Genomic DNA, 26603 nt, shown 5'->3' with positions numbered 1-26603 from the left:
TATGACATACGAAAGGAACCTGAGATGACCGGCGCGACTCCCACCGACATCCTCGAATCCGAAGCGACCGTCGCTTCGGAAGCCCCCGACTACCGTGCGCTCGAGACCGCACTCGCCGAGGCGCTCGGCCCCCGCGGCGTCTCGAGCGACCCGCGGCAACGCGAGAAGGCGTCGGTGGACGGCGCCCGAATGTCGCCGATCATCGCCGAACAGCTGCCTCTCGGCGTCGCCGACCTCGTGGCCTTCCCCGCGGATGCCGCCGCGATCGCCGAAGCGGTGCGGATCGCGGTCGCCCATGGTGCTCCCGTCACCCCGCGCGGCAAGGGCACCGGCAACTACGGTCAAGCGATCCCGATGCCCGGGGGGCTGGTCCTGGACACGTCCCGGGCGCGCGCCGTCATCGAGGTCGGTGAGGGCTGGATCACCGCCGAGGCCGGTGCTCCGATGGCGGCGCTGGAGCTCGCCGCTCGCCAGCAGGGGCAGCAGCTCTGGATGTACCCTTCGACCGTCCACTCGACGCTCGGCGGTTTCCTCTCCGGCGGCTCCGGCGGCACGGGGTCGATCGCGCACGGCAGCAACCACGAAGGGTTCGTCCTCGCCCTGGATGTCGTGACTCCGGCATCCCGCGGCGAGCTCATCCACGTCGAGGGCGAGGACGCGCTCGGCTACGTCCACAACTACGGGACGGCGGGGATCATCGCTCGCGCGACTGTGCGACTCGAACCCCTGCAGGACTGGCGGGGCCTCTATGCCTCGTTCGACGACTTCGCCGGCTCGATGTCGGTGTTGCGGCAGCTGGGCACGCTCCGGCCGCACCCGCGCCTCGTCTCCGCCGACGATCCGCACGTGTCGGCACAGCTCCCACCGGACCCCGCATTTCCCGAAGGACGCAGCTCGCTGCGCGCGATCATCGACGCCGCCCTCGTCGACGAGGCCACCGCGATCATCACCGGCGCGGGTGGTCGCATCGAGGACGTCCGCGAGGGGCCGCAGGTGTCCGCCGCGATCTCGGTGCTCAGCTACAACCATCCGATCGAGTGGCTGCAGAAGTCCGAGCCCGGCGTCTACTTCCACGTGGAGGTCGGCGGAGATGCGCTGATCGACCGTCACGACGAGGTCACCGGGGTGTACCCGGGTGCCCACCTGCACATCGAGGCCGCCGGCGCGGGGCCGATCGGCATGCTCGCGGGTGTGTACGAGAGTCCTGAGCAGGTCGCCGACGGCATCGAGGCGCTCACCCGGCTCGGCGTCGGCGTGCACAGTCCGCACCAGTGGAACGTCGACTTCCGCCTGCCCCAGACCATCGAGCTGGCCCGCGCCACCGATCCGAACGGTCTGCTCAACCCCGGCAAGCTCAACCCCGGCTACGCGGGCCCCGTGAAGGGGGCGATCCGTTGACCGCTCCGCGCCCCTTCGCGCCGGCATCCCGTCACTGGGCTGACCTCTCCGGCCCGGCCCTCACCTCGCTTCTCACGGAACGATCGATCGCCGTCGTGCCGATCGGAGCGATCGAGCATCACGGGCCGCACCTGCCGCTGCGCACGGATGCCTTGGTCGCCGAGACCATCGCCATCGCCGCCGTCGAGCGCGTCGCCGCCGCGGGGATCGACGCCTGGGTGCTGCCGACGATCAGCTACGCGAAGTCCGACGAGCACCACTGGGCACCGGGCACCGTGTGGCTCGAGGGGACGACGGTGCTCGACACGCTCGTCGACATCGGCCGTTCGATCGCGATGACCCCGGCGCGGACCGTCGTCTTCGTGAACGGGCACGGCGGTAACGTCATGCTGCTCGGGTGGGCGAACCGCGAGCTCCGGCGCCGCTTCGGGCTGCGGACCTTCTCGATGCCCGCGACGGCGAGCGGGGCGGGCGACGGCCTCGAAGGACGCCCCGACGAGAAGGGGCAGGGCATTCACGGCGGCTTCTCCGAGACGTCTCTGGTCATGCACCTCGCGCCGCACCTGGTCGCACCCGACATGCCGGCACGCAACATCCCGGAGCACATCGCCGGCCTCACCCACATCGGCTTCAACCGCAAGCCCGTGATGTTCGGATGGACGAGCGACGACTTCGGACCCGACGGGGTCATCGGCGATGCGACCGGCGCCAACGCCGCGTATGGCAAGGTGCTGTACGAGCGCGGTGTGGACTTCGTCTGCGAGGCGCTCGCCGAGATCGACGGGTTCGTGTTCGGATGACGCGCGCGTATGACCCCGGCATCCCTCCGGCACCGGTCGTCATCGATCACGACGCCGATCCGGTGCACGCCGACGCCCCCGTTCCGGACCCGCTCGCCCTCGCAGCCGAGTGGCTGCCCGCGCCGGGCGAGGACCGGATGCTGATGACGGTGTCCACCATCGGTCTGGACGGCGTGCCCGATGCGCGCACGACGATGCTCAGCGACTTCGACGGGGCCCGCTTCTTCTTCCACACGGATGCGCACAGCCGGAAGGTCGCAGAGATCGCGGCGAATCCCGCGGTCGCGCTCACCCTCCTGTGGCCCGGCTTCACGCGTCAGCTCGTCGTGCAGGGCACGGCGCAGCCGTCGCCCCGCGAGGAGTCGGACGAGGCGTACCGCAGCCGCTCGTTCTATCTGCAGCAGCTGGCCTGGCAGAACACGGCGGAGTTCGCGCGACTCCCGCAGGTCGATCGGCGCGCGGGATGGGAGGAGTTCCTCCTCGCGCACGGCGGACCCGAACGACCCGCGTTCGATCCGCCGGAACGGTGGGCGGGCTTCGCGGTCACTCCTCACCGACTGGTGTTCTGGACCTCCCACCCCTCCGCGGCGAGCCGCCGCCTCGCCTACACGCGCTCCGGTGAGGAATGGGAGACGATCGCGCTCCCCGGGTGAGCCCTCGTCACCGATCGGCGACGCCTTCCCCCACGACGCCTTCGGCCTCAACCTCACGGATGCCGTCGACACCCCTGGGCGATCGCCAGCCCCGAGACCTTCGACCTGCTCGTCCGCCGTCGCGTCGGGGCTACACCCTCGACGAGTTCCACGCGTGGCTCGACCACACCCTCGCCGCCGCACTCCTCCGCGCCACCTGATCCGGTCCGCCGCGTGACGCCCGGAACGCGAGAAACGAAGCAGGTCACGTTTGCTGTGGAGATCAGCGCCGCTACACATCACACAGCACACTTCACCTGGGTCCGCGCCATTAACGGCGGTGCCTCGTCCGGCAGTGCCGTGACGGGTCAGGAGATTCTGTGATCGAGCATGGCCGATGATCGATAGCCCGTGGAGATGTGCCGACCGTCGAGCCAAGCCGTGAGTTGCGCGGCCCGGTGGTGGAGGGATCGGCGTGCTCGGTCGGGGATGGGCTGGAGGAGGTGTACCTGAACGGCTCCATCCTCGTCTTGGGTCCAGCAGCCGACAGCACGTCCGTTGACCCAGGCCGTGGTGCCTGCGTTGCCGAGCTTGTCGAACAGTGCCGCGGCATGGGATCCGAGATAGAAGTCGCGGTGTTTCCAGCCCATCACAGTGGGGTCGAGGACAGGCAGCAGAGCCGTCCATGATGGGGGATCGGGGACGGGGTCCATATCGTCTGGCAGCAGCCATCCAGGGTGCGGCCCGTCGAGGGTGACGGGGATCGCCTCGAGTTCGGTGAGGGCGGTGCGGACGATGGTTTTGGTGGCGCCCAGCCACCAGACGAGGTCCTCCTCTGTGCCTGGCCCGAACGCGTGCAGCCACCGGCGCACGATCTCCCGATATCCCTCAGTCGCGGTCATGTGGTGATGGGTGTCGAGCCAGGTGGAGGCCAGCGTCCACAGGGGTCTGGCGTTGGGGAACTGCCCACGCGACGGTCCGCGAACGATGACACCCTCTGCGCCGAGGAGGGTGAGAAGCCGGTAAGAGGACCACGTCTCTGCCCCGATGCCGGGGATGACGGTGCGGATGATCGGGACGACCCGGCGCAACTCCGCAGTCGACAGCGCGCCGTGCGCCTCGAGGGCGGTGACCACGTCTCGCCGCGCGGCGTCGAGCCATGCAGCACCGCCGGGCGCGATGCCGGCGCGTTCGATGTCGCGGATCGTACCGGCGCGTTCGGCGGTTGCAACGCGCGCGGCGGCGCTGGGAAGCACTGCCGAGATCAGGTCTTGTGGGAATGCGAACAGGGTGCGGCGCATCGCGAGCTGCTTGACGAGTGCGTGGTCCCTTCCGAGTGCAGCGGTGATCTGCTCCGGCCCGACAGTGCGGGATCTGGCCCAGACGGAGAGGTGCACGGAGGGGGCTTCGGTCGCGTGAAGAGCAACAACCGCCTCTGCGGCCGCCAGAGGCGTCGAGACGCGGGCGCCGGGGGTGAGGGCGTGTCGGGTGGCGAGGCGAGCTCGTCGTTCCCGACCGGACACGTAGCGCATGGTTCTCCTCATAGGGCGGGGCGGCACAGTGTGGGTGCTCACGCCGTGCCGCCCAGCTCGGTCGTAGCTAGAGGTGAGGTGTAGTGGTGATGCTGATGTGCTGCACCGATCGTGATGGCGACCCTTTTACCGGATGAGGGTCACGATGATGGCGGTCAGGATGCTGCTGAGGATGAAGTACGGGGCGTTGATCAGCCCGTAGAGCAGTGGGCGCGGGAAGTTCGGGTTGATCGCGATCTGAAACGTCATCACCGTCAGGTAACCAACCCCGACGATGAGGGCGAATACGACCGCCTCCCCGACATCAGTGACATCCATTGCCCGCAGCAGGACCGCGCTGGTGATCGTGATCAGCAGCACGCACACCACCGGCCCGAGGTTGCTGACCGGGGTGCCTTTGATACTCGGCGCATCCTGACGACCCAACGCGACCGCATAGGGTTTCGCGATCAACACGGGGAAGTACACCGCGGCCAGGGCAGCGGAGACGATGAACGCGACCAGGATGGCGAGCCAGTTGAGCTGCGCGAGAACAGTGAACATAAAGGAAGTGCCTTTCCGGCCCGGACGATCCGACCCGGTCACACCTTTCCTGGTATTGCGGTCAGAGAGAGTCCGGTATTTCGGCAGAATCGATCTCGTGCCCTCTTCGTCGACCTCCACCTCGCAGCGGCTCCTTGCTCTGCTCTCATTGCTGCAAGCGCGCCGGGATTGGCCGGCACGCCTCCTGGCGCAACGGCTGGAGGTCAGCGAGCGAACCGTGCGCCGCGACGTGGAACGCCTGCGAGAACTGGACTACCGGATCGATGCCACCCGTGGACCCGACGGAGGCTACCGCCTCGGCGCAGGCACCCATCTGCCGCCGCTCATGATCGATGACGAGCAGGCCATCGCCATCGCCCTCTCGCTGGGGGCCGCGGGCGCCCTCGGTGCAGGCATCGCTGACGCCGCCGAGCGAGCCCTCGCCATCATCACCCGCACCATGCCCGACCATCTCGCACGCCGCATCGAGACACTCACCGCCGCCTCCTCGGTTCCCGGCCACCCGCAGCAAACAGCCGCGAACCCGGCCGTGTTGCTGCGCATCGGCGAGGCGATCCAGAAGAGCGAAGAACTCCGCTTCGACTACGCCTCGGTCGTAAACCCCGACACCGAACCCGGACCGCCCTCCCGGACGGAACCCCACCACCTGATCCTCAGCAACGGCCACTGGTATGTCATCGGATACTCCACCACCCGCGACGACTGGCGCATCTACCGTGCTGACCGGATCTTCCCCCGCTCTCACAACGGCAAACACTTCACCCCACGCTCGGTGCCTGGCGGTGACCCAGCCGCGTACCTGTCGGCACGCTTCAGAGGTTCCACAGGACCCGACAGCTGGCCCCATTGGGGCGACGCTATCCTCGGGATTCCCGCCGCCGAAGCAGTCCCCTATGTCCGCGACGGCACCGTAGAAGGACTCAGCCTCGATACCTGCCGGGTTCGAATGGGCTCCTGGTCATGGAACAGCCTCGCCGTCAAACTCGCGCTGTTCGATGCCACCATCAGCCAGGTCAACCCACCCGAACTCGCGTCCGCGTTCGCCGAACTCGCCCAGCGATTCTCCGCAACCGCGCCGTGAGTCACCCCGGTCACGGCCACGCGATCGTCACCGTGGCCGAAACCACACACGGCGCCTCTCCCGAGAGAGAAGCGCCGTGTGAAGGTGGCTCTTACAAAGTCACTTGTTCCAAAGAGACTGATGTGGTGGACCTAAGGAGATTCGAACTCCTGACCTCCTCGATGCGAACGAGGCGCGCTACCAACTGCGCCATAGGCCCGTGAACCGTCATCTACATTAGCACGCGTCCGAGGGGGCTCTCGCACACCGCTACTGCCCGCTCGCGCGTCGCGCCAGCAGCTGACGCACGTGTGCCTCGATCGCGTCGTCTCCGGCGCCGGGGCCGCCCGTGAACTCCTCGTCGCGGCGCGTCCGCGCCGCGACGATCGACGGCGGGCGCTGCGCCTCGGCGCGCGCCCGCATCGCTTCCTCGAGCGCGGCGCGGCGGAGCGCATCGCGCGCCGCCGCTTCATCCAGCACCGTCGCCGCGCGCGAGCCGGCCGACGCCGTGAGAGGCCGCGGCAGCTCACGCGGAGTCCAGCCGACCCGATCCGAGCCGAGCGCGACGTCCTGCAGGTCGCGGGCGACACGCACGACGTCGGGCGCGGCGACCCGCACGACGGCACGACGCTGCACGACCGACATCCGACCGAGCACGGCCCCTGCCGTCACGCCGAGCACGAGGCCGGTCCAGAGCAGAACGCCGGACGCGCCCGTCGCGAGGCGGACCCCTCCGACGATCGCGAGGGCGAGAGCGATGGCAGCGACGGTCGCCGCGACGAGCCGCGCGCGGCGCCGTGCACGCGCCCGGCGCAGCTCGGGGCGTGCGGCGGCAGCGCGCGAGGTCGCCGCGGCGCGCTCGCGCGCGGCGGCGGCTTCGGCCTTGGCGAGGAGGGTCGCGGCGGCGAGCTCGGCCCGGGCGCGAGCGAGGTCCGCCTGCTCGCGCTCGGTCTGCGCCTGTTTGGCGAGGCGCTGGTGGGCGAGCGCCGTGCGGGCGTTGAGCTCGAGGCGCACCTCCTGCGGCGTCTCGCTCGTCTCGGCGAGGACGCGGAGGGCCTGATTCAGCCGCACGGCGTTGCGCTCGGCGGCGTTGAACTGGTGGCGGCCATGCCACGAGGGGAGGAGATAGACGAGCCACAGCACGACGGCGACGAGGATGATCACTCCCCCACCGAGAACCTGGCCGCCCATGCGCTCAACGCTAGGGCCGAGACGGCACGCGGGCGGTCAGCCCGCCCGCGTGTCTGAGGTTCGAGTCGAACCTGAAGCCTCCGGAGCGGGTCCGCGCCCTCAACCGGGCAGCCGGTCCGAGAGCGGCACCGTCGCGGCATCCGCCGGCACCCGCCCGGCCACCCAGCGCTGCAGGACGCCGTCGGGCACCTCTTCGCGGACGAGCGCGAAGGCGTAGTGGTCGCGCCAGTCCCCCGCGATGTGGATGAACCGGCGACGGAGCCCCTCGTAGCGGAACCCGAGCTTCTCGACGACGCGCAGGCTCGCCTTGTTCTCCGGTCGGATGCAGATCTCCATGCGGTGCAGCCCCAGCTCACGGAAGCAGACGTCGGTCGCGAGGGCGACGCAGGTCGGGGTGATGTCGCGCCCCGCGAAGCGCTCGCCCACCCAGTAGCCGATCGTCGCCGACGAGAGCGAGCCGCGCGCGATCCCCCACACGTTCAGCTGCCCGGCGATCTCTCCGTCGTACTCCATGACGAAGGGCACGCCGCCGCCGTCGCGGTACTGCTGCAGCAGGCGGCGGATGCCGAGGCGCATGTCGAACGACACGGGACCGTCGGGGCTCGTCGCCTCCCATGGGCGCAGCCACGATCGGTTGTTCAGGAGCTCCGCCTGCAGTGCCCGGGCGTCGCGCTGTTTGACGAGTCGGAGCGAGATGCGACCGTGCTGACGGGGTGTGGCCACGTCCATCGGCCCTCCTCACACTGTCGGTCGCACTCTCCGACGCGGCGTCAGAGCTGCGCGGCGAACTCCTGGAGCCACGGGCGCAGCGCCGGTCCGAGATCCTCACGATCGGATGCCAGCTGCACGATGGCCTTGATGTAGTCCACCTTATCGCCGGTGTCGTACCGGCGACCGTGGAACACGACACCCAGGACGCCGTCGGTGACGGCGAGCTCCTGCAGCGCGTCGGTGAGCTGGATCTCGCCGCCCTTGCCGGGCGCCGTGCGCGCGAGGATGTCGAACACCTGGGGGGTGAGGACGTAGCGGCCGATGACGGCGTAGTTGGAGGGAGCGTCCTCGCGCTTGGGCTTCTCGACGAGGCCCTTCACGCGGACGACATCGGGGTTGTCGGTGGGCTCGACCTCGGCGACACCGTACAGGTGGATGTGCTCCGGGTCGACCTCCATGAGCGCGATGACGGTGAGGCCCGTGCGCGCGTTCTCGGCGATCATGGTCGTCAGCAGCGGGTCGCGCTCATCGATCAGGTCGTCACCGAGGAGCACGGCGAACGTCGCGTCGCCCACGTGGTTCTTGGCACGGAGGACCGCGTGGCCGAGGCCCTTCGGCTCGCCCTGCCGGACGAAGTGGATGTCGGCGAGCTCGGTCGAGGCCTGCACGCGCGCGAGCTTCTCGTGGTCGCCCTTGCCCCGCAGCGTGTTCTCGAGCTCGGGCACCGAGTCGAAGTGGTTCGAGATGTTGTTCTTGTTGCGCCCGAGGATGATGAGGATGTCGTCGATGCCCGCACCCACCGCCTCTTCCACGACGTACTGGATGGCCGGCTTGTCGACGACGGGGAGCATCTCCTTCGGCATGGCCTTGGTGGCGGGGAGGAAGCGCGTGCCGAGGCCCGCGGCAGGGATGACGGCCTTGATCCGGGGGGAAGTCATGTCGCTACCTTATCCGGCACGTGTTTCAGGGCGACAAACGTCCCGTAACGAGGAGCGCGAATACAATCGGACCATGCCGGATGCCATCGCCGATGCGAAGCGGGCGCTGCGCGCCGATCTGCGCGAGCGACGCCAGCAGCGCTCCGACGCCGACCGCGCGGTGGATGCCGCGGGGCTGGCCGTGCAGCTCGACGCGCTCGTCGAGCGCCTCGGCGCGCGCAGCGTGTCCTGCTTCCTGTCGACTCCCACCGAGCCGGGGACGCAGGACTTCATCCGCGGGGCGGTGGCGCGCGGCATCCGCGTGCTCCTGCCGATCACCCGCGAGGACGGCCTCATGGACTGGGCCGTCGCCGACCCCGACGGCGAGATCGCGGACGGGCTCTACGGCACGCCGGAGCCCGTCGGCGAGGTGCTGAGCCCGCTCGCCGTGAACGACGTCGACCTCTTGATCGTGCCCGCCGCCGCCGTCGACCGCACCGGCATGCGCATGGGGTGGGGCCGCGGATACTTCGACAAGACCATCGGGTCCATGGAGCACTGCCCGCCGGTGTACGCGGTCGTCTTCGACAGCGAGATCCTGGATGCCGTGCCCCACGATGTGCACGACCAGCCGGTCACCGGCGTCGTCACCCCGACTCAGACCATCGCCCTCGCGCCCGCCGGGCGCTGAGGACACCCCGCCCCCCTCGAGGATCACATGCCCACCTACGCCTACGCCTGCACGCAGTGCGGCCACCGTTTCGACGCCGTCCAGTCCTTCAGCGATTCCGCCCTCACCGAGTGCCCCGAGTGCGGTGGCCCCCTGCGCAAGCAGTACGGTTCGGTCGGGGTGACCTTCAACGGCTCGGGCTTCTACCGCACCGACTCGCGTGCGTCCTCCTCGTCGGCGAAGACGTCCGGCGAGAGCGGTGGCGCGAGCACGTCATCTTCGACATCATCGAAGTCTGAGGCGAAGGCCTCCCCCGCATCGTCGGGATCGTGAGCCGGCCGAGGCCGGAGACCGTGAGGAGACTCGGATGATCAAAGGCTTCAAAGACTTCATCATGCGCGGCAACGTCATCGACCTCGCGGTCGCTGTCGTCATCGGCGCCGCGTTCACGGCGATCGTCAACACGTTCGTCGAAGGCCTCATCAACCCGTTGATCGGTGTGATCTTCCAGGTCGGCGACCTGAGCTCGTGGACGCTGGAGGTCCCGACGCTGTCCGGTGGCACGTCGACCTTCCTCGTCGGCTCGATCGTCGGGGCGATCATCAACTTCCTCGCCGTCGCGGCGATCGTCTACTTCGTCTTCGTCCTGCCGATGAACCATTTCAAGGAGCGCCAGGCCGCGAAGGCGGGCGTCGACGAGGTCCCCGAGGCGAAGCTGCCGACCGAGCAGGAGCTGCTCATCCAGATCCGCGATCTGCTCGAGAAGAACGGCACGACCAGCCCCCCTCGCTGATCGAGTGCCGCGGCGGACGCAGCGCCCCCTCGCTGATCGTGTGCCGCGGCGCAGCCGCGGTGTATCGAGATCACTGCCCCGCATCAGTAGTGCGGCGGCACGTCCTGTCGCATCCGCTCGTCGTTCGGCCCGCCGAGTCCGCCTGGTGCGGGAGCGTCGCGCGTCGCGATCATCTCGGGGTCCGGATCGCTCCCGGCGACGGGCGTGAGCTGAGCGCGCCGCGCACCGCGCACCCGCACGATGCGCTGCCGCGGGGAGTCCGGCGCTGAGGCATCCGGATCAGTCGAGGACATCGATCGGCTGCGTCTGCGTGTCGACCGCGCCGCCTTCGGAGGGCACGCCGAGGATCGCAGCGATCCGTTCGGCGACGCCGGCCGGATCGCTGTACAGGTCGAACGCGTGGACGCGGATGTAGTGCCAGCCGAGGCGCCGCAGCACCTGCGGCCGCAGCCGCAGCGTCTCGCGGAGGGTGTCGTGCGCCGTGTCGGCGTCGCTCTCGGCGACGATCGCCTTGCCCTTGTACTGCGCGACGATCGGCAGCTGACCCCGGTAGTCCACATCCACCGCGACGCCGCGGGCACGCAGGTGGCGGGCGAGCGTGAGCGTCAGCGGGTCGGCGAGGTCCTCCAGGCGGGCTTCGCGCGCGCGGGCCGCGATGCCGCCGAGGATCGTCATGAGGCGGGATGCCCCGGACGCGAGCCGCCCCTCGTCGAACGCCGACGGGCGGATCGAGGAGACGATGACCATCGACCGGCGGGCGCGGGTCATGCCGACGCGCAAGAGCCGCTCGCCGTCGTCTCCGGACAGGTCGCCGAAGTCGCTGAGCACACGTCCGTGCTTCGTGAGGCCGAACCCGAGCGAGAACACGACGCGGTCGCGACTCTCGGCGACCGACTCCTCGAGGCCGAGTACCGCAAACGGCTCGGCGGTGTCGCGCCCGACGAAGTCGGCGACGTCCGCGCGCCCCGAGAACGCCGCGGCGACGGCCGCACGGACGCGTTCGGCGTGTCGCGTGGACGCGGTGACGACCATGAGCGACTCGGTCGGGCGGTTGACGGCGTGCTCGACGACGAGGGTGACGACGCGCGCGACCTCGGCATCCGGGCTCTCGACGGCGCCCGTGACGGGATCGGGCGTGCCGTGGCCGCCCTCGACGTAGTCGACGCTGAGGCTGCCGCGGCCGAGGTACGAGCCGGCCCACGGCAGGGAGACGAGCCGGCCGTCGTAGAAGGCCGAGTTCACGAGCTCGGCGAGGTCTTCGCCGCCGGCGCGATAGCTGCGGGTGAGGATCTCCTCGGGCACGATCTCCGACAGTCGTTCGAAGACGCTCACGTCGTCGAACGGGACGTCGTCGGCGCCGGACTGGTCGGCGAGCAGCGGCGCACCGGCACCGACACGGAACGGCGTCGGCTTCTGCGTCACGGGGTCGCCGAACGCGACGACCTGCCCGGCCCGACGGAGGGCGGGCGCGGCCTCGGCGAGGCAGAGCGCTGCGGCATCCGCGATCACGACGACGTCGAACGGCGCCGTCACCGGGATCGAGGGCACCTCGTACGGCGAGGCCAGCCAGACGGGGGCGAGCGTGCGGACGAGCGAGGGCGCGGCGCCGACGAGCTCGGCGGGAGTCGTCGCCCCCGATCGCAGCGCGTGCTTGAGCGCGTTCGCCTCGTGCGCCTCGTCGACGACCGCGATCTTCCACTTCGTGGCGAGCTCCGCGGCCAGGAGCGGGCCCGCCGAACCCGCGTGGGCCTCGTCGACGAGCCGGAAATCGCGCTCGAGTCGGTCGACGACGGCGGTGTTCGCACCGAGCAGGGCACGGTCGCTGCGCAGCAGCACCTCCAACGCCGACTGCCACCATGCGAAGTCGAACTCTGCGGCGACCTGATCCTCCGGCACGTGCCGCGTGGACAGCTCCGTCAGGAGTCCGTCGAGGCCGAGCTCGGCCAGTCGCCCCCGGAGCGTCGCGCGCTCCACGACGTTGTCGAAGACGGCGGACTCGGCCGCGAGCCCGGCGAGGGTGCGCAGGAGAAGCGGGATGGGGAGAGATGCCAGGGCCTGCGATCGCCCGAGCGCCGCGTCGAGAGCGGCGAGGTCGGCGTCGATGCGCTGCCACGACGCGGCGACGTCGTCGAGGCCGATCGGCACCTCGGGGAGGACCCCCGGCTCGACGAGCTGCTGCCACTGGGCGCGCTGCTGCTGCACGCGCACGAGCGACTCGTGCATGTCCGCGACGTGCATGCCCGGGCGCACGTACTCCCGCGAGAGGTTCTTGAGGCGGCGGCGCTGCGCACCCGCCATCTCGGGGGCGTCGCGGCGCGGTGCGTGCGCGTCGATGAGTTCACCGAGAGGTCGTTCGAAGACCGTCATGCTGAGCCGGTCGAGCGACCCGCGGATGCCCTGCAGCAGCTGGATGTACGCCCCGAGCTCGGAGACCGTCGCGAACGGCCGCATCCGCGTCTGCGCGATGAGCTCGTATCCGCGCTCCAGGATCGCGGGTACGTCGGTGCGGTGCAGGCGCGCCGCGAGGGCGTGCGCGTCGGTCGCCTGCTGCGTCGTCTCGAACGCAACCGCGTACCACGGCGAATCGTCGGGGCCGAAGCGGAACTCTCCCAGGCGCGCCGCGGTCTGCAGCGCGTGCGCGGCCTCCGCGCGACGCGTCGACAGGTTCTGCAGGGTCCTCAGGTCGAAGCGCGTCTCGGCGGAGGGCTGCGGCTGCTGCTGCGTGATCGTCGTGAGGGTGCGCAGCGCTTCCAGCGGTGAGATCCCGAGCTGCGGGTGGCGCCCCGTGAGCGCGTCGCGGTAGTCGCGCAGCACGGTGCGCAGCCGCACGAGCGCGTCGTCGACGTCGGCGACCTTCGGCTGCTCGGCCTTCTCGTTGCGCCCGATCGCCCGGATGAGGTCGCGATGCAGCTGCGTCGGCGACACGGCGAGCGCGGGCAGGCCGATACCGGAGAGGCGGTGACGGATGCCGTCGAGCGTCGAGCGGCGCGCACTCACCACGAGGACGCGCTTGCCGGCGCGCACGAGCTCGCCGACCGCGTTGATGACCGTCTGCGTGCCGCCCGTGCCGGGGAGCGTCTGCACCGTGAGGGACTGGCCCGCGAGGATGCGCGCGAGGACCGCCTCCTGCTCGGCATCCGCATCGAGGAGGAGGCGGTCGGATGCCGGGGGTCGATCGTCCGCCCCGACGAGCGTCGGGATGCGACGGAGGGCGGCGAGGTCCTCGCGGTCGCCGACATGACCGCCGAGGGCGTTCAGGATGGGATGGTCGAGGTCCTCGGCATCCCGCGTCATGTGCGACGACACGTCGGCGAAGGTCGAGACGACGAGACGCGGCAGGACGGTGAAGGTGTCGATGTGAGCCGTCAGCGCGCGCAGGTGGTCGATGACCGGCTGCGGCTTGAACACGCCGTCGTCGTAGGCGAGGGCAGCGAGCGCGCGGCCGTCGATCGCGATGCCGAAGTGGGTGCGCGCGGCCTCGACGAGCTCGGGGTTGATGGTGAACGACCCGTGCAGACGCAGGTCGAAGTCGAGATGGTGACGGCGGATCGCGAGCGGGCGCAGCAGCACGGGCGCGGCGTAGGAGACGCCGCCGATGCGCCACGCGGCGATCGCGACGGCGAGGTGGACGGTGTCGAGGCCCCGCGCCGTGCGGAGCTCGACGTCCTTCGCGGCGATGCGTTCGGCGGCGCGTTTTGCGGTGAGGAGCGCGACTTCGTCGCGGAAGAGGTTGGAGAGGAGCGTCGGACGGCCGGTGATGAACTGCGGGAGGCTGCCCGGGTGGGCCTTCGTGATGTCGATGCCGGCGTCTCCGGCATCCGAATAGTGGAGCAGCGTCGAGGTGCCGCCGAGCTCCCCGCTCTCCTCGCGGAGGCGGTCGCGCTCCGCCTGCGCGGCGTGCGTCACTCTGACCCCCGGCTCCGACAGATCGAGGTCGGCCGGGGTCACTGCGCTCACGTGCTCGGCGTCGTTCACGCCTCGCACGGCGCCACCGTCTGCTCGCCACACACTCGACACCATAGGCGCGCGTGGGTGCGGAAACCGGTCAGAACCGCGGGTTTCGTGGGATTGGACCCATCGCCTTCTCCCCAGCGGGCCCTTTTCCGGATCCGTCCACAGATCTGCGGTCCGGCGCCGGGCCGCAGCGATGACCGCGCCATGATGTGTGCATGAGCACTCCCGCCGCCTTCTCGGTGCACCCGACGCCGATCGGCGAGGCCCTCGTCGTCGTCACCGACCGGGGTCTCACCTTCCTCGATGTCCTCGACGTGGCACTCGGCGCCGTCGACGGAGCCCTCGCGGAGGTCACGCGCGCCCTGCGTACCGCACCCGAGCCGGATGCCGGGGCGACCGCGGCCGTGACGACGCAGCTCGACGAGTACTTCGCCGGCGCTCGTCGGCGCTTCGACGTGGCGCTCGATCTCGGCACGGTGCAGGGTTTCGTCCGCACGGCGCTCGAGCGCATCTTCGAGATCCCGTACGGCGAGGTGTGGTCGTATGCGGAGGTCGCGATCGCGGCGGGCTCCCCCGGCGCGAACCGCGCCGTCGGATCGGCGTGTGCGCGCACGCCGATCTCGATCGTCGTCCCCGCGCATCGCGTGGTGCGCAGCGACGGCTCGATCGGCGAGTACGGCGGCCACCCCGAGCGCAAGCGCTACCTGATCGATCTGGAGGCGCGCGTGAGCGGAGCCCCCGCGGCCGTGTAGGCCGGCCGCGGGGGCTCGATGGTATCGTCGGGAGGACGAAAAGAGCGGCAGCGACGTCGCCGCCGGAAGTAGGTGACCGCGAGATGACACCGGTCGGACTCGCCTCGGATGCGGACCTCCTCGCCCGCGCGGTCGGCGATCTCGCGACGCGCACCGGCCTCCCGGTCGCCTTCGGCGGCTTCGAGCAGTCCGGCGCGATCGACGTCACGACGGTCGTCGGAAACCGCACCGGCCATCTCGCCGGGCTCGTCGTCCACCCGACGCGGGGCCTCGGCGGCCGCGCGTTCGTCGAGCGCCGCCCCCGCCTGGCGCTCGACTACGGCTCGTCCCGCAACATCACGCACGACTACGACCGCGCGATCCTCGGCGAGGGCATCTCGACGCTGTTCGCCGTCCCGGTGCTCGTCGGCGGCAAGAGCCGCGGCGTGCTCTACTGCGGCTCCTGGACGCAGGCGCCGTTCGGCGAGAACACCGCGCGCGCGGCGCTGCAGGTCGCCTCCGACCTCGCCACCGAGCTGCGCGTGCGCGACGAGGTCGCCCGCCGGATCGCGCTCGCCCCGGAGGCGGCACCCGGCATCGACGTCGCGACCCGCGAGGAGCTGCGCGAGGCCTATGCCGAGCTCCGCCGGATCGGCGCCGAGGTCGCCGACCCCGGCATCCGTCGTCGACTGACGGCCGTGGAGGAGCGTCTGGCGACTCTCACGCGCGACCGGACGATGCCGCACGAGCCGATCGACGTGCGCCTGTCGCCCCGCGAGACCGACGTCCTCGCCTGCGCCGCTCTCGGCCAGACGAATGCGGAGATCGCCGTCCACCTCAGCCTGCGCGAGGGGACCGTCAAGTCGTACCTCCAGGCGGCGATGGCCAAGCTGGATGCCTCGACGCGCCACGCCGCCGTGACGAAAGCGCGCCGCGCGGGCTTGCTCCCCTGACGCGAGACGTCCGGACACGCGATGTCGCGGCGCGCGGGCCGCTCTATACCGACGGCGGCCCCGTGCTCACTAGGCTCAGCCCATGGCCCGCAAAATCGTGCATCAGCTCGTCGACGACCTGGACGGCACCGTCCTCGAGCCCGGAGAGGGCGAGACGGTTCTCTTCTCGCTCGACGGCGCCGCCTACGAGATCGACCTCACCGACGACAACGCGGCGGCGCTCCGTGCTGCATTCGCGCCGTATCTCGCCGCGGCACGGTCGGTCTCATCGCGATCTGCACGCGACGCGGGTGCCGCGCGCGGCGGCGCGGGGGGCGCGGGGCGCAAGCAGAAGCGCTCCGGGCAGCGCGACTACGCCCCCGTCCGTGAATGGGCGGCGAGCAACGGCTACACGGTCTCGGAGCGCGGTCGCGTCCCGGCCGCCGTGCTCGAGGCGTACGACGCCGCACACTGACCTCACCGCCGACGCCGACCGTCGGTGCGCTACGCGTCGGCGCCGCGCGGCGTGACGCACGCCCGTGCCGCCGGCAGGATGACGCGGTCGATGACGCCGATCGAGAACGCGCGGTCGATGGGGAGCTGGAGCATCAGGGTTCGATACGACGCCATCGCGGGCCCGATCATGCACAGCGTGTCGAGATCGACATCGGCGGGGATCTCACCACGATCGATGGCGCGTTCCAAGATGATCCGGTTGGCTGCCGCGCGTGGTTCGACGAGCGCCGCCTGGGCCGCGGCAGCGAGGTCGGGGTCGCGCGCGATCATCGAGACGATGCCCGCCATCACCTTGAGTTTGCGCTCGCTCTGCGCGAGCGTGGGCGATTTCACCATCGCGACGAGGTCGCCGCGGAGCGTGCCGGTGTCGGGCGGAGCCGCAAGATCGGCGTCCGACGATTTCATGCACGCGACGGCGTCGAGCACGAGTTCGGGCTTCGACGCCCAGCGCCGATAGAGCGTCGCCTTACCCGCCTTGGCTCGAGCGGCGACCATGTCGATCGTCATGCCGTCGTAGCCGGTCTCAGCGAGCACGTCGAGTGCGGCTTCGAGGATCTCGCGGTCGCGGCTGTGGTCGCGCTTGCGCCCGAGCCGGGGCTTCGGGGCATCGGCGAGCTGAGCCATCGCTCTCGTCTCCTTCCCACGTCCACGTCCACGTTACCAGCGGGTTAATTCGTGAACGCCACATATCCGAAACTCATTAGTACCGTATATAGTCACCTGCATGTCTTCCTCGACCGATACCCCGACGACTCCCTCAGCGACCGACCGGCGTCACTGGATCACCCTCGTGGTCGTCGGACTCGCCCAGCTCATGGTGGTGCTCGACGCCACCGTCGTGAACATCGCACTCCCCTCCGCCCAAGCCGATCTCGGGTTCAGTGACGGTCAGCGTCAGTGGATCATCACGGCTTACTCGCTCGCGTTCGGCAGCCTGCTGCTCCTCGGCGGGCGCCTCTCCGACCTGATCGGTCGCAAACGGACGTTCATCATCGGGCTCATCGGATTCGCCCTCGCTTCGGCGCTCGGCGGCGCCGCACCCACGTTCGAAGTGCTCGTCGCCACTCGCGCGCTCCAGGGCGTCTTCGGCGCCCTGCTCGCGCCGACAGCCCTCGCGGTCCTCACCACGACATTCACGATCCCCAAGGAGCGCGCCCGTGCATTCGGGGTCTTCGGTGCGATCGCCGGCGCAGGCGGAGCCGTCGGACTGCTGCTCGGCGGCATCCTCACCGAATGGCTCGACTGGCGGTGGAACCTATACATCAACGTGTTCATCGCGGCGTTCGCCCTCGTCGGCGCGTTCCTGTACGTCCCGCACATCAGCCGTTCGGGTCCGCGACCGAAGCTCGATGTGCCCGGCACGCTGCTGATCTCCGGTGGTCTGTTCGGACTCGTCTACGGCTTCTCGAACGCCGAGACCGACGGATGGGACTCGCCGTTCACGTGGGGCATGCTGGCCGCAGCCGCGGTGTTGATCGCCGGATTCGTGTTCTGGCAGACACAGGCGTCGCATCCCCTGTTGCCGCTGCAGATCGTGCTCGACCGCAACCGCGGTGCCGCGTATCTGTCGGTGATGATCGCCGGCGCCGGGATGTTCGGCATCTTCCTGTTCGTCACCTACTACCTGCAGTTGACGCTGAACTACACACCGATCCAGACAGGTCTCGCCTTCCTGCCGATGATCGCGATGTTGGTGCTTGCGGCGCAGCTGGGCACGAACATCTTCGTCCCGCGGTTCGGGCCGAAGGTGCTGGTGCCGATCGGGATGACGCTCGGCGTGGTCGCGATGATCTGGCTCACGTTGCTCGACGCGACGAGCACGTATGCCGCGCACGTGATGCCGCCGCTCATGCTCATGGGGTTCGCGATGGGCACGATCATGCCCGCCTCGATGCAGACCGCCACGCTCGGCGTCGACCGGCACTTCGCCGGCGTCGCCTCGGCGATGGTCAACACGAGTCAGCAGGTCGGCGGCTCGATCGGCACCGCGCTGCTGAACACGCTCGCCGCGACCGCGATGGCGGACTATCTGGTGGCGCACGCGCCCGTCACGCCTGAAGTGGGCGTGGATGCCGCATTGGCGAGCTACGCGACGGCGTACTGGTGGGGTGCCGGGTTCTTCGCCGTCGGCGCCGTTCTGTCGGCGCTGCTCTTCCGTCGGCGCGGCCAGGGACTGTCCCTCTCGCACGGGACGTCGAGTTCAGGTGAGGGGTCAGCCGAGACGGATCAGCCGAGCGTCATCGCGCACTGACCTTCGGCGCGGCTCAGCGCGGCGACCACTCCGCTCCGCCACCCGGGGGCCGCACCGCCCTGGGGTGGGCGGAGCGTGCTCACGCGGAGGCCGGACACCGTGAGGAGCCAGGAGATGACGGAGTTGGAGTTCCACATATCGCCGATCCCGAAGACGTCACGCCCCCAGACGTGCCGGGGCAGGTCAGGGACCTGCGCGAGCAGCGCACGTGACCCGGCGCGCGACATCGGCAGGCTCACCGGCGGGGAGACAGCCCATGCCCGGTCGGGGATATGCCCGTCCCGCCAGCAGCGGATCTCGTAGCGGAACAGGCGGATGACGCCGAGGGGTCGCGCACCCACCGGTCCGGTCATGACGACGCCTCGCTCACCGGCAGGTCCGCTCCAGGCCGGCGCCATCTCGATCACGTGCCGTGCATCGCCGTCGAAGACCTCGAGCGCGGCGTGGAACAGGGGGCGTGGAGAACGGTGTTCGCGATGAGCGCGGAAGAGCTCCCAGCATCGACTGGTGTGGACGGCGACGTGGCCACCCGCCCCGACGGGCAGCCACACCACATCGACGCGCGGTGAGCTCACCGTCGCCGGATCCGATGGTGAGAAGCCCACCCGCGCATGCTATCGGCGACGGGATCGCCCCGTGCCGGCACCGACCGGATCAATCGGCCGGCGCGGATGAGGGTGGCGCGAGGGGTCGCCGCCTCCGCTCACCGACCGATGAACACGACTCCGCGGTAGCCGGCGTCGGACCAGCGGACGAGCCGGTTGAGGTCGGCGAGCGCGATGGGCAGCTCGTGGGTGTCGACCCACGTCTCCCCGGTGTCGCGGTTGACCCAGGGGTCTTCGACGATCACCACCTCGGAGCCGTCGGAGGCGTGGGCGAGTACCCAATGCGGGCCGTGCTCGCCGTGCATCGGCGCCTCGTCGATGAGAAGCAGCGCCAGTTCGCCGTCGGCGACGCGACGGGCGATCTCGGCGACCGCGACGCGTTCACTCCGCTGGACGAGGCCGAGCTCACCGGCGCGACGGCGCGATTCGGCCTGCAGCTCGGTGCGGAAGGAGAGGTCGAAGTGGTCGTACCCCTCGACCAGCACCGGACCCTCGGCGTCGAGGGCGACCTCGATCGCTTTCGTACCCAGGTATTCCGCCGTGGCGACGGCGAGGCCCACCGGCTCGCAGGCGGGATAGTTGCTGGCTCGGCGCCAGTACTCGAGTTCGCGCGCCCGGTCATCCCGGTCGCCGGCGAAGCCGTCGGCATCCCGGAGCGGGGCGCCCATGAGCGCGGCGACCGCCCCGCAGGTGAACATGGTGGTCTGCGCGTAGTAGCCGGGCTCGCGATGCGGGATGTCCGCGAACCAGCGGACGGCGCCGCGAACCCCCTCCGTGCCCACGGCTCCCAAGGGCGCCGTCAGCGGCACGAAGCCGGCGTCGATCGCCACCTCCGGGATCTCTTCCGTCGTGCTCCATTTGAGTGCGACGTCGCCGCGCCGCCGTGCCCAATCCACCACGTCGTCCACCAGCGCCGCGAGCGCGGGGGCCGACGTCCACCACGGCTCGACGAGCGTGGTCGCCGCGGTCGCGGGGCGCCCCGTCGTCAGAACGGCGGCGACCGGGTGTCCATCCTGGAATGCGACCCGGAGCTCGGGCCGGTAGAACTCCCGGTCCACCGACCAGGGAGAGGTCCGCTCGGGGCCGACGAGATCGCCGACGCCGGTGTCGAGCGCAGCGCGGACGGCATCCATGCCGGCGTGCACCTCGACCTGGACGGGCGTGCGGGTGTCAGTCATGGGAGCTCTCTCCGGGGTGGATCTCACGCGTCACAGCGGAACCGGGATGCCGGGATGCCGCGACGAGCGTCTGGGTGAACGGGTGCTGCGGGTCCTCGAGCACGTCGGCGCACGATCCGTGTTCGACGACCTGCCCCTCCCACATCACGGTGACGGTGTCGGCAAGGGTGCGGATCACGGCCAGGTCGTGCGAGATGAACAGGATGGTGACGCCCCGCTCGGCCCGCAGCCGGCGGAAGAGATCGAGGATCTGGGCCTGCACGGACACGTCGAGCGCCGACACGGATTCGTCGCAGATCAGCAGCTGCGGCCGCGGAGCGAGCGCACGCGCGATCGCGACACGCTGCCGCTGGCCGCCCGACAGATCGGCGGGGCGGCGCGACGCGAACTGCGGGTCGAGGCCGACGATCTCCAGGAGGCTCGTGACCGTGTCGCCGCCGCCGGGCGCGGCGCGGAGCGCCTCGCTGAGGATCGCCCCGACCGTCATCATCGGGTTGAGCGAGGAGTACGGGTCCTGGAAGACGATCTGCATCTGCCCCGGCGTCCGCGAGTGCCGCCCGGGTGCGAGCGGCACGCCGTCGAAGACGACGGTGCCGGCATCCTCGCGCTCGAGCCCCGCGATGCAGCGGGCCAGCGTCGACTTGCCTGAACCGGATTCCCCGACGATGCCGGCGATCTCCCCCGCCACGACATCGAGATCCACGCCGCTCACGACGACGCGCTCCCCGAAGCGCTTTCCGAGACCGCGGACCCGCACGAGAGGGTCGTCGGCGCGGACGGGCCGCCCCTCCACCGCGGAGGGGGCGGCGGCGAGAGACGGATCCGCCGCGACGAGCGCGCGCGTATACGGATGCCGGGGAGCGGACAGCACGTCAGCGGTGCGACCCCTCTCGACGATCTCCCCGTGCCGCATCACGAGCACCTCGTCCGCACGGCCGCGGACGACGCCGAGGTCGTGTGAGATCAGGACGATCGGGAGCCCGCGAGACCGCTGCAGGGCCTGGAGGGCGTCCAGCACCTCCGCCTGGTTCGACGCGTCGAGGGCGGTCGTCGGCTCGTCGGCGATCAGGAGCATCGGATCGCTCGCGACCGCGGCGGCGATCGCGACGCGCTGCCGCATGCCGCCGGAGAGCTGGTGCGGGTAAGCGCCCGCGACGCGCGCGGGGAGCTTCACCTCGGCCAGGCTCCGAGCGACCGCCGCGCGACGGTCCTCTCCGCGCAGGCGTGTTCCCCGCGCGGCCTCGATCGTCCATGCGATCTGGTCCCCACACCGGTGCACGGGCGAGAGGCTCGTGAACGGGTCCTGCAGGAGGAGCGCGACCATCCGGCCGAGGACGCCGCGCCAGTGCTCGGGCTTGGCGCCGAGATCGATCTCGCGCTCCCTCACCCGGAGACTGCCCTGTGCGCGGAAGCCCCGTGGCAGGAGCCCGACGAGGCTCTTCGCCGACAGGGTCTTGCCCGAGCCGGACTCGCCGATGATCGCGAGCATCCCGCCCGCCTCGATGTCGACGTCGAACGGCGCGACGACGCGACCCGCGGGACCCTCGACCGTCAGGCCCTGGACGACGACGCCGGTCATGCGCCCGCCCCCGTCCGCGACAGCCGTTCGCCCAGCCAGTCGCCGAGGACGTTGACAGCGCAGGCGACCAGGATGATGAGCAGCGCCGGCAGGATCACCGCGGCAGGATTGTCGAACATGATGGCCCTGTTGTCGGTGAGCTGCCGACCCCAGTCGGCCGTGCCGGGCGGCACCCCGACCCCGAGGAATGACAGCGAGGAGAACGCGACGAGCGCGAAGGCGGTGTTGAGCATCACATTGGTGATCACGAGCGTGGAGACGTTCGGGAGGATGTGCCGGAACATCACCCGCCACCGCGAGAGCGACAGCATCTGGGCGGCCTCGATGTACGGGCGCGCCGACTGCTCGAGCACGCCGGCGCGCACGATCCGGATGTCGGACGGGGAGAACAGCACGATGAGCAGGATGACCGTCACCGCGTATCCCCCGCCCAGGATGCCGGAGACGACGATGGCCGCGAGCAGCACGGGGAGGGCCAGGAGGAGATCCGTCCATCTCCCGATGACGAAGTCGAGCCATCCACGCTCGTAGCCGGCGATCGTGCCGAGCACGATGCCGCAGAGCATCGATCCGACCGCGACGAGCACCGGGCCCACGACGGACGATGCCGTTCCGGCGATGGTCATCGCGACCACATCGCGGCCGAGCTCATCGGTGCCGAGCGGGTGGCCGGCGGTCCCCGCCGGCAGCAGGCTCGACAGGATGTCCTGACGCATCGCGTCGGGAAAGAGGAGCCCGCCGAATGCGGCGAGCGCGGCGACGATGGCGAGGAAGGCGATCACCACGACGATCGCCCAGGGCGCACGCCGACGCGTCGGCGTGCTGATGAGCTCGATCGCGGCGGTCATGCGACGCTCCCCACGGTCTCCGTGCTCTCTGTGGGCCCGGCTCCGGCGATGGCCGCCGCCCCGGCATCCCGCACGCGCGGATCCAGGAGCAGGTAGGCGAGATCGGCGAGGAGGGCGATGACGGCGATGACGATCGCGATGAGGAGGATCAGCGACTGCACCACGGCGATGTCCTTGAAGAGCACGGAGTCCTGCAGCAGCGTGCCGAGGCCCGGCAGCGCGTACGTCGTCTCGGCGAGGACGGTTCCGCCGACGAGGAAGGTCAGCACGAGGCTCGCTCCCGTCACGATGGGGATGGCGGCGTTGCGGAGCGCGATGCGGTCGACGGTGCGATCACGCAGCCCCCGCGCGCGAGCCGCGGTGACGTAGTCGGATGCCAGTTCGCGCAGCATCGCCGTGCGGGTGAGCTTCAGGACGATCGCACCGAGACCGAGCGCGAGGGTGACGGCCGGAAGGACGAGGTGGCGGAGCGTGTCGAGCCCTCCGTCGCCCGCCCCGTAGACGGGGAGGATCGGCAGGTAATACGCGAACGCATAGAGCAGGAGGAGGCCGACGGCGAAGGTGGGGGCGCTGAGGCCGACGATCGCGAAGACGTTCGCGATGCGGTCGACCGCTCCCCCGGGGCGCACGGCGCTGCGGACCCCCATCGGCACGGCCACGGCGAGCGCGACCGCGAACGCGAGGCCGCACAGGGCGAGGGTCACGCCGAGGCGCGCCGCGATCGCGTCGGCGACGGGCACCTGCAGTCGGATCGAGGTGCCGAGGTCACCGGTCACGAACCCGCCGAGCCAGCGCAGGTACTGCACGACGAGCGGATCGTCGAGGTGGTATTGCGCGCGCACGGCGGCGACGGCCTCCGGTGTCACCGGGCGGTTCCCGAGCAGGTTCTTCACGAGGTCGCCCGGGGCCAGGTACATGAGGGAGAAGATCACGATCGACAGCACGAGGAGCACGGCGACCGTTCCGAGCACGCGCAGCGCGAGCAGACGTCCGAGCGGACGTGCTCGCGCCGCGCGCGACCGGAAGAAGGAGGTGGCGGTCACTCCGCCGCCCGGTAGAGCTGGGTCGGCCAGGACGAGATGAAGGCGAAGGAGCTGTAGTCCTTCATCCCCAGGTCGTTCGCGAACGCCGTGGCGGACTGGCCCCACCAGAGGGGGACGTTGACGACATCCTTCGCCTGTGCCGTCTCCGCTTTCACGAGCAGGTCGATGCGCGCCTTCGGATCGGAGGTCGCCCCCGCCTGGGCCAGCAGGTCCGTCACGACGGGGTTGTCATAGCCCGCCGGGTTTCCGGCGCCGAGCAGGTAGCTCGGCACTTCCGCGGGGTCGCCGAGGGTCGAGAAGTACCACATGAGGTTGATGCCGTGGTCGCCGGCCGCATCGAGACTCGCGAGCCACTCCTCGATCGGCACCTCGCGCACATTCAGGGTGATGCCGATGTCGGCGAGGTTCTGAGCGAGGGCCTGCGCGGCCGAGCCCAGCTGCGGCCCGGTGTTCGGGGTCAGCAGCTCCGCCTCGAAGCCGTCCGGAGATCCGGATGCGGCGAGGGCCTTCTTGGCGGCATCCAGGTCGAAGTCCCACTGCGGAATCGTCGCGAGCTTGGCGCGAGCCTCGTCGGCTCCGTACGCCTTGCCGAGCGACTCGGGGGTCATGATGGCCGTCGCCGCCTCCCCGTGCCCGCGCAGCAGGGAGGTCACGTACGCGTCGCGGTCGACCGCGTGCGCCACGGCCTCGCGCACCTTCGGGTCATCGAACGGCGCGACCTTCGTGTTGAAGTACAGCCCGACGTAGGAGAGGTCGTTGATGTAGTCGACGCGCATCGTGTCGAGCTTCTCCCACTGCGCCGCCTGCGCCAGCGGTACGTTGAACGCCACGTCTGTGTCGCCGGACTGCGCCGCGAGAAGGCGGGTGGATTCGTCCGGGATGAACGAGACGGTGATCTCCTTGACCTTCGGCAGGTCGCCCCACCAGGTGTCGACGCGCTCCAGGGTGACGTGCGAGTCGGGCACGAACTCGGTGACCTGGTAGGGGCCGGAACCGAGCAGCAGGGCGTCGGAGGTGCCGACCTTGCCGTCGTGCTCCTCCCAGAACTTCTTCGAGGTGATGAAGGCGGCACCGCCGCTGCTCATGTTCGCAGCGAACGCCGGATCGGGAGCCGTCAGAGTGATCGTGACCTCGGCATCCCCCGTCTTCGCGATCGTGTCGACGCCCGTCAGGTAGTACGCGAGGCCGGGAGACGCCGTCTCGTCGCGCGCCTCTTCGAGGCTGAACACGACGTCATCGGCGGTCACGGGGGTACCGTCCTGGAACCGGGCGTCGTCACGGAGCTCGTAGACGTATGTGAGGTCGTCGGTCTGCTCCCAGGACTCGGCGAGCCCCGGCTGCACGCGTCCCTGGGCGTCGATCGAGACGAGACCCTCCTGCGCGATCGACGCGATGTAGTAGTTGAGGATGCCGGCCTCCTGACCGACATAGAGGTTGGAGAGGGACCCCGGCAGAGCGACCGTGATGCTGTCGATGTCGGCGCCGGTGTCTGCTCCGACGGTCTTGCCGGGACTCGCGGAACCGGTCGTGCAGGCCGATAGCAGCAGCACGCCGGCGGCGGCGACCGCTCCGGCCGAGGCCAGGCGGGTGGTGGTGGACGAGAGCATGATGGCGGGCTCCTCTGCGGGACGGGATGGGCGGGAAGGATGCTGCGGGACGGACGGAAAGCGCGCGCGGTGGCCGGCGCTGCCACGGCGGGCATCGACGAGCGCGTCGATGCCCGCCGTCGCCGGACGGTGCGCCGCGAGGAGGCGCAGCGCCTCCGCGACGGCGGGGATGGATGTCGCCTCCACGAGGACCGAGGCGGTGGTACGGCGGGTGACGGCGGGAGCGAGTCCGAGCATGCGCACGCCGTTCGGGACGGTGACGCCGGAGAGCTCGCCCTCGGCCAGGAACGCGGCACCGACACCGTTCGCGGCCAACGAGATGGCGGCGTACGGGAGCGAGACCGCGGTGTCGACGTCGCGAGCGGGGCGACCGACGAGCTCAGCGATGTGCGCCGTCGACGTCCCGGCGCCGGTGATCCAAGGGTCGGCGGCGAGGGCCTGCGCAGCGACACGGCCCCGCTCGGCGGGAGCGTCGTTCGTCGTGAGCGCGACGATCTCCTCGGCGAACAGGAACGTCGACCGCATGCCGCGGCGGCGCGGTGCCGACGCCCGACCGCCATGCGGCGCGATCTCGCTCGTCACCGCGATGTCGGCACGTCCGTCGCGGGCCATGGCGATCGCCTCGGCTGCGTCGGCCGCCTCGATCACGCTCGCGGTGATGTCGGGACGGGTGCGAGCGAGTCGGCCGAGCGCTGGCGCGAGCGCTCCGGCGATCAGCGCGGGCGGAGCGGCGAAGCGAACGGCCTCCGCACGCCTTCCGAGCATGTGCGCGAGCTCGGTCGCTGCGGCGGTGAGGCTTGCGTCGATGCGGGGCGCGTGCGCGGCGAGGAGCCGTCCGACCGGGGTGAGATGCGCGGCGCGTGCTGTCCGCGCCACGACGCCGACGCTCAGCCGGGCCTCGAGACGCTGGACGTGCTGGGTCACCGTCGGCTGGGTCAGCCCGAGAGCGCGGGCCGCTGCGCTGATCGAGCCGGTCTGATCGATCGCGACGAGGATCCGCAGCGAGTGGACGTCCAGGGCGCGCGTCAACGCATCGACGTCGATCGCGCCGAGTTCGGCCCGATCTTCGTTCCGCTCCGGTGTACCCATCGTGGGATCCATAGGGGCATGCT

Annotated in this window: 25 protein-coding genes and 1 tRNA gene; 11 read left to right on the top strand and 15 right to left on the bottom strand. The window is 70.4% G+C overall.

What is annotated here, in order from left to right; all coding sequences use genetic code 11:
* Nucleotides 1-24: 24 nt before the first annotated feature.
* From J0I43_RS00240 to J0I43_RS00230, 3 genes are read left to right on the top strand one after another with little or no spacing between them, the layout of a single operon-like run.
* Nucleotides 25-1398 carry an FAD-binding oxidoreductase gene (locus J0I43_RS00240; protein ID WP_292857192.1) on the top strand — a complete coding sequence of 458 codons (1374 nt, stop codon included), beginning with the start codon at nucleotides 25-27 and terminating at the stop codon, nucleotides 1396-1398.
* Nucleotides 1395-2198: a creatininase family protein gene (locus tag J0I43_RS00235; RefSeq protein WP_292857189.1), complete on the top strand. Its 804-nt coding sequence runs from the start codon at nucleotides 1395-1397 to the stop codon at nucleotides 2196-2198. The genes J0I43_RS00240 and J0I43_RS00235 overlap by 4 nt, the downstream gene beginning before the upstream one ends.
* Nucleotides 2195-2851, top strand: a complete 657-nt coding sequence (locus J0I43_RS00230) for a pyridoxamine 5'-phosphate oxidase family protein (RefSeq protein ID WP_292857186.1) — start codon at nucleotides 2195-2197, stop codon at nucleotides 2849-2851. The genes J0I43_RS00235 and J0I43_RS00230 overlap by 4 nt, the downstream gene beginning before the upstream one ends.
* 347 nt (nucleotides 2852-3198) lie before the next feature.
* On the opposite strand, the gene J0I43_RS00225 is transcribed toward J0I43_RS00230, so the two are convergent.
* On the bottom strand, nucleotides 3199-4362 hold the full coding sequence (locus tag J0I43_RS00225) for a winged helix DNA-binding domain-containing protein (protein ID WP_292857184.1): 1164 nt from the start codon (nucleotides 4360-4362) through the stop codon (nucleotides 3199-3201).
* A gap of 126 nt (nucleotides 4363-4488) precedes the next feature.
* The gene (locus J0I43_RS00220; protein ID WP_292857182.1) at nucleotides 4489-5025 is read right to left on the bottom strand and encodes a DUF1761 domain-containing protein; all 537 of its coding nucleotides are present in this window, start codon (nucleotides 5023-5025) and stop codon (nucleotides 4489-4491) included.
* Here J0I43_RS00220 and J0I43_RS00215 point away from each other — a divergent pair.
* A complete protein-coding gene (locus J0I43_RS00215) occupies nucleotides 5003-5986 on the top strand; it encodes a YafY family protein (RefSeq protein WP_292857180.1) in 984 nt (327 codons plus the stop codon). The genes J0I43_RS00220 and J0I43_RS00215 overlap by 23 nt on opposite strands.
* Nucleotides 5987-6109: 123 nt before the next feature.
* Here J0I43_RS00215 and J0I43_RS00210 read toward each other — a convergent pair.
* The 4 genes from J0I43_RS00210 to galU all read right to left on the bottom strand — a co-directional run bounded on the left by J0I43_RS00210 (nucleotide 6110) and on the right by galU (nucleotide 8805).
* A tRNA-Ala gene (locus J0I43_RS00210) sits at nucleotides 6110-6185 on the bottom strand.
* A gap of 50 nt (nucleotides 6186-6235) precedes the next feature.
* Nucleotides 6236-7156 carry a large exoprotein gene (locus tag J0I43_RS00205; protein WP_292857178.1) on the bottom strand — a complete coding sequence of 307 codons (921 nt, stop codon included), beginning with the start codon at nucleotides 7154-7156 and terminating at the stop codon, nucleotides 6236-6238.
* Between the two features lie 99 nt (nucleotides 7157-7255).
* Nucleotides 7256-7885 carry a GNAT family protein gene (locus J0I43_RS00200; RefSeq protein ID WP_292857175.1) on the bottom strand — a complete coding sequence of 210 codons (630 nt, stop codon included), beginning with the start codon at nucleotides 7883-7885 and terminating at the stop codon, nucleotides 7256-7258.
* Between the two features lie 41 nt (nucleotides 7886-7926).
* On the bottom strand, nucleotides 7927-8805 hold the full coding sequence (gene galU, locus J0I43_RS00195) for a UTP--glucose-1-phosphate uridylyltransferase GalU (RefSeq protein WP_292857173.1): 879 nt from the start codon (nucleotides 8803-8805) through the stop codon (nucleotides 7927-7929).
* 73 nt (nucleotides 8806-8878) lie between these two features.
* Between galU and J0I43_RS00190 the strand changes: the two genes are divergently transcribed.
* Genes J0I43_RS00190 through mscL form a run of 3 tightly spaced genes read left to right on the top strand, consistent with a single transcriptional unit; the run spans nucleotide 8879 to nucleotide 10247 of the window.
* Nucleotides 8879-9475, top strand: coding sequence for a 5-formyltetrahydrofolate cyclo-ligase (locus J0I43_RS00190; protein ID WP_292857171.1), 597 nt, complete (start codon nucleotides 8879-8881; stop codon nucleotides 9473-9475).
* 27 nt (nucleotides 9476-9502) lie between these two features.
* Complete coding sequence (locus tag J0I43_RS00185) at nucleotides 9503-9787, top strand: FmdB family zinc ribbon protein (RefSeq protein ID WP_292857168.1); 285 nt, start codon at nucleotides 9503-9505, stop codon at nucleotides 9785-9787.
* Between the two features lie 34 nt (nucleotides 9788-9821).
* The gene (mscL, locus tag J0I43_RS00180; protein WP_292857165.1) at nucleotides 9822-10247 is read left to right on the top strand and encodes a large conductance mechanosensitive channel protein MscL; all 426 of its coding nucleotides are present in this window, start codon (nucleotides 9822-9824) and stop codon (nucleotides 10245-10247) included.
* Nucleotides 10248-10330: 83 nt separating this feature from the next.
* On the opposite strand, the gene J0I43_RS00175 is transcribed toward mscL, so the two are convergent.
* Together J0I43_RS00175 and J0I43_RS00170 are read right to left on the bottom strand one after the other, a co-directional pair.
* The gene (locus J0I43_RS00175; RefSeq protein ID WP_292857162.1) at nucleotides 10331-10540 is read right to left on the bottom strand and encodes a hypothetical protein; all 210 of its coding nucleotides are present in this window, start codon (nucleotides 10538-10540) and stop codon (nucleotides 10331-10333) included.
* Entirely contained in the window at nucleotides 10527-14267 is a 3741-nt protein-coding gene (locus J0I43_RS00170) for an AAA family ATPase (protein WP_292857159.1), read from the bottom strand. The genes J0I43_RS00175 and J0I43_RS00170 overlap by 14 nt, the downstream gene beginning before the upstream one ends.
* Nucleotides 14268-14416: 149 nt before the next feature.
* Here J0I43_RS00170 and J0I43_RS00165 point away from each other — a divergent pair, with 149 nt between their 5' ends.
* The 3 genes from J0I43_RS00165 (at nucleotide 14417) to J0I43_RS00155 (ending at nucleotide 16339) form a co-directional block, all read left to right on the top strand.
* Nucleotides 14417-14953 carry a methylated-DNA--[protein]-cysteine S-methyltransferase gene (locus J0I43_RS00165; RefSeq protein WP_292857156.1) on the top strand — a complete coding sequence of 179 codons (537 nt, stop codon included), beginning with the start codon at nucleotides 14417-14419 and terminating at the stop codon, nucleotides 14951-14953.
* Between the two features lie 83 nt (nucleotides 14954-15036).
* Nucleotides 15037-15885: a LuxR C-terminal-related transcriptional regulator gene (locus tag J0I43_RS00160; protein WP_292857153.1), complete on the top strand. Its 849-nt coding sequence runs from the start codon at nucleotides 15037-15039 to the stop codon at nucleotides 15883-15885.
* A gap of 82 nt (nucleotides 15886-15967) precedes the next feature.
* Complete coding sequence (locus tag J0I43_RS00155) at nucleotides 15968-16339, top strand: Lsr2 family protein (protein ID WP_292857150.1); 372 nt, start codon at nucleotides 15968-15970, stop codon at nucleotides 16337-16339.
* 29 nt (nucleotides 16340-16368) lie between these two features.
* Here J0I43_RS00155 and J0I43_RS00150 read toward each other — a convergent pair whose 3' ends face one another.
* Nucleotides 16369-17004 (bottom strand): TetR/AcrR family transcriptional regulator, encoded by a 636-nt coding sequence (locus J0I43_RS00150; RefSeq protein WP_292857147.1) that lies wholly within the window; start codon nucleotides 17002-17004, stop codon nucleotides 16369-16371.
* Between the two features lie 100 nt (nucleotides 17005-17104).
* Between J0I43_RS00150 and J0I43_RS00145 the strand changes: the two genes are divergently transcribed.
* On the top strand, nucleotides 17105-18631 hold the full coding sequence (locus J0I43_RS00145) for an MFS transporter (protein ID WP_292857145.1): 1527 nt from the start codon (nucleotides 17105-17107) through the stop codon (nucleotides 18629-18631).
* On the opposite strand, the gene J0I43_RS00140 is transcribed toward J0I43_RS00145, so the two are convergent.
* The 6 genes from J0I43_RS00140 to J0I43_RS00115 form a co-directional block, all read right to left on the bottom strand.
* Nucleotides 18607-19236, bottom strand: coding sequence for a hypothetical protein (locus J0I43_RS00140; protein ID WP_292857142.1), 630 nt, complete (start codon nucleotides 19234-19236; stop codon nucleotides 18607-18609). The genes J0I43_RS00145 and J0I43_RS00140 overlap by 25 nt on opposite strands.
* Nucleotides 19237-19334: 98 nt before the next feature.
* Nucleotides 19335-20414: a peptidase C39 family protein gene (locus J0I43_RS00135; protein WP_292857139.1), complete on the bottom strand. Its 1080-nt coding sequence runs from the start codon at nucleotides 20412-20414 to the stop codon at nucleotides 19335-19337.
* Nucleotides 20407-21993: an ABC transporter ATP-binding protein gene (locus J0I43_RS00130; protein ID WP_292857136.1), complete on the bottom strand. Its 1587-nt coding sequence runs from the start codon at nucleotides 21991-21993 to the stop codon at nucleotides 20407-20409. The genes J0I43_RS00135 and J0I43_RS00130 overlap by 8 nt, the downstream gene beginning before the upstream one ends.
* Nucleotides 21990-22841, bottom strand: coding sequence for an ABC transporter permease (locus J0I43_RS00125; RefSeq protein ID WP_292857133.1), 852 nt, complete (start codon nucleotides 22839-22841; stop codon nucleotides 21990-21992). Before J0I43_RS00125 ends, J0I43_RS00130 begins: the two co-directional genes overlap by 4 nt.
* Nucleotides 22838-23884, bottom strand: coding sequence for an ABC transporter permease (locus J0I43_RS00120; protein ID WP_292857131.1), 1047 nt, complete (start codon nucleotides 23882-23884; stop codon nucleotides 22838-22840). The genes J0I43_RS00125 and J0I43_RS00120 overlap by 4 nt, the downstream gene beginning before the upstream one ends.
* The gene (locus J0I43_RS00115) at nucleotides 23881-26592 is read right to left on the bottom strand and encodes an ABC transporter substrate-binding protein (protein ID WP_292857129.1); all 2712 of its coding nucleotides are present in this window, start codon (nucleotides 26590-26592) and stop codon (nucleotides 23881-23883) included. The genes J0I43_RS00120 and J0I43_RS00115 overlap by 4 nt, the downstream gene beginning before the upstream one ends.
* Between the last annotated feature and the right edge of the window lie 11 nt (nucleotides 26593-26603).

The sequence above is a fragment of the Microbacterium sp. genome (genome assembly GCF_017305435.1).
Lineage (GTDB): Bacteria > Actinomycetota > Actinomycetes > Actinomycetales > Microbacteriaceae > Microbacterium.
This window is presented reverse-complemented; position numbering and strand designations above follow the sequence as displayed.

What these genes read in the sequence shown, in the direction of transcription:
- J0I43_RS00225 (WP_292857184.1), bottom strand. Translation starts at nt 4,362, where the DNA reads ATGCGCTACGTGTCCGGTCGGGAACGACGAGCTCGCCTCGCCACCCGA.
- J0I43_RS00160 (WP_292857153.1), top strand. Translation starts at nt 15,037, where the DNA reads ATGACACCGGTCGGACTCGCCTCGGATGCGGACCTCCTCGCCCGCGCG.
- J0I43_RS00240 (WP_292857192.1), top strand. Translation starts at nt 25, where the DNA reads ATGACCGGCGCGACTCCCACCGACATCCTCGAATCCGAAGCGACCGTC.
- J0I43_RS00155 (WP_292857150.1), top strand. Translation starts at nt 15,968, where the DNA reads ATGGCCCGCAAAATCGTGCATCAGCTCGTCGACGACCTGGACGGCACC.
- J0I43_RS00205 (WP_292857178.1), bottom strand. Translation starts at nt 7,156, where the DNA reads ATGGGCGGCCAGGTTCTCGGTGGGGGAGTGATCATCCTCGTCGCCGTC.
- J0I43_RS00115 (WP_292857129.1), bottom strand. Translation starts at nt 26,592, where the DNA reads ATGGATCCCACGATGGGTACACCGGAGCGGAACGAAGATCGGGCCGAA.
- J0I43_RS00175 (WP_292857162.1), bottom strand. Translation starts at nt 10,540, where the DNA reads ATGTCCTCGACTGATCCGGATGCCTCAGCGCCGGACTCCCCGCGGCAG.
- J0I43_RS00185 (WP_292857168.1), top strand. Translation starts at nt 9,503, where the DNA reads ATGCCCACCTACGCCTACGCCTGCACGCAGTGCGGCCACCGTTTCGAC.
- J0I43_RS00130 (WP_292857136.1), bottom strand. Translation starts at nt 21,993, where the DNA reads ATGACCGGCGTCGTCGTCCAGGGCCTGACGGTCGAGGGTCCCGCGGGT.
- J0I43_RS00190 (WP_292857171.1), top strand. Translation starts at nt 8,879, where the DNA reads ATGCCGGATGCCATCGCCGATGCGAAGCGGGCGCTGCGCGCCGATCTG.
- J0I43_RS00150 (WP_292857147.1), bottom strand. Translation starts at nt 17,004, where the DNA reads ATGGCTCAGCTCGCCGATGCCCCGAAGCCCCGGCTCGGGCGCAAGCGC.
- J0I43_RS00165 (WP_292857156.1), top strand. Translation starts at nt 14,417, where the DNA reads ATGAGCACTCCCGCCGCCTTCTCGGTGCACCCGACGCCGATCGGCGAG.
- J0I43_RS00135 (WP_292857139.1), bottom strand. Translation starts at nt 20,414, where the DNA reads ATGACTGACACCCGCACGCCCGTCCAGGTCGAGGTGCACGCCGGCATG.
- J0I43_RS00230 (WP_292857186.1), top strand. Translation starts at nt 2,195, where the DNA reads ATGACGCGCGCGTATGACCCCGGCATCCCTCCGGCACCGGTCGTCATC.
- J0I43_RS00170 (WP_292857159.1), bottom strand. Translation starts at nt 14,267, where the DNA reads ATGGTGTCGAGTGTGTGGCGAGCAGACGGTGGCGCCGTGCGAGGCGTG.
- J0I43_RS00125 (WP_292857133.1), bottom strand. Translation starts at nt 22,841, where the DNA reads ATGACCGCCGCGATCGAGCTCATCAGCACGCCGACGCGTCGGCGTGCG.
- galU (WP_292857173.1), bottom strand. Translation starts at nt 8,805, where the DNA reads ATGACTTCCCCCCGGATCAAGGCCGTCATCCCTGCCGCGGGCCTCGGC.
- J0I43_RS00200 (WP_292857175.1), bottom strand. Translation starts at nt 7,885, where the DNA reads ATGGACGTGGCCACACCCCGTCAGCACGGTCGCATCTCGCTCCGACTC.
- mscL (WP_292857165.1), top strand. Translation starts at nt 9,822, where the DNA reads ATGATCAAAGGCTTCAAAGACTTCATCATGCGCGGCAACGTCATCGAC.
- J0I43_RS00145 (WP_292857145.1), top strand. Translation starts at nt 17,105, where the DNA reads ATGTCTTCCTCGACCGATACCCCGACGACTCCCTCAGCGACCGACCGG.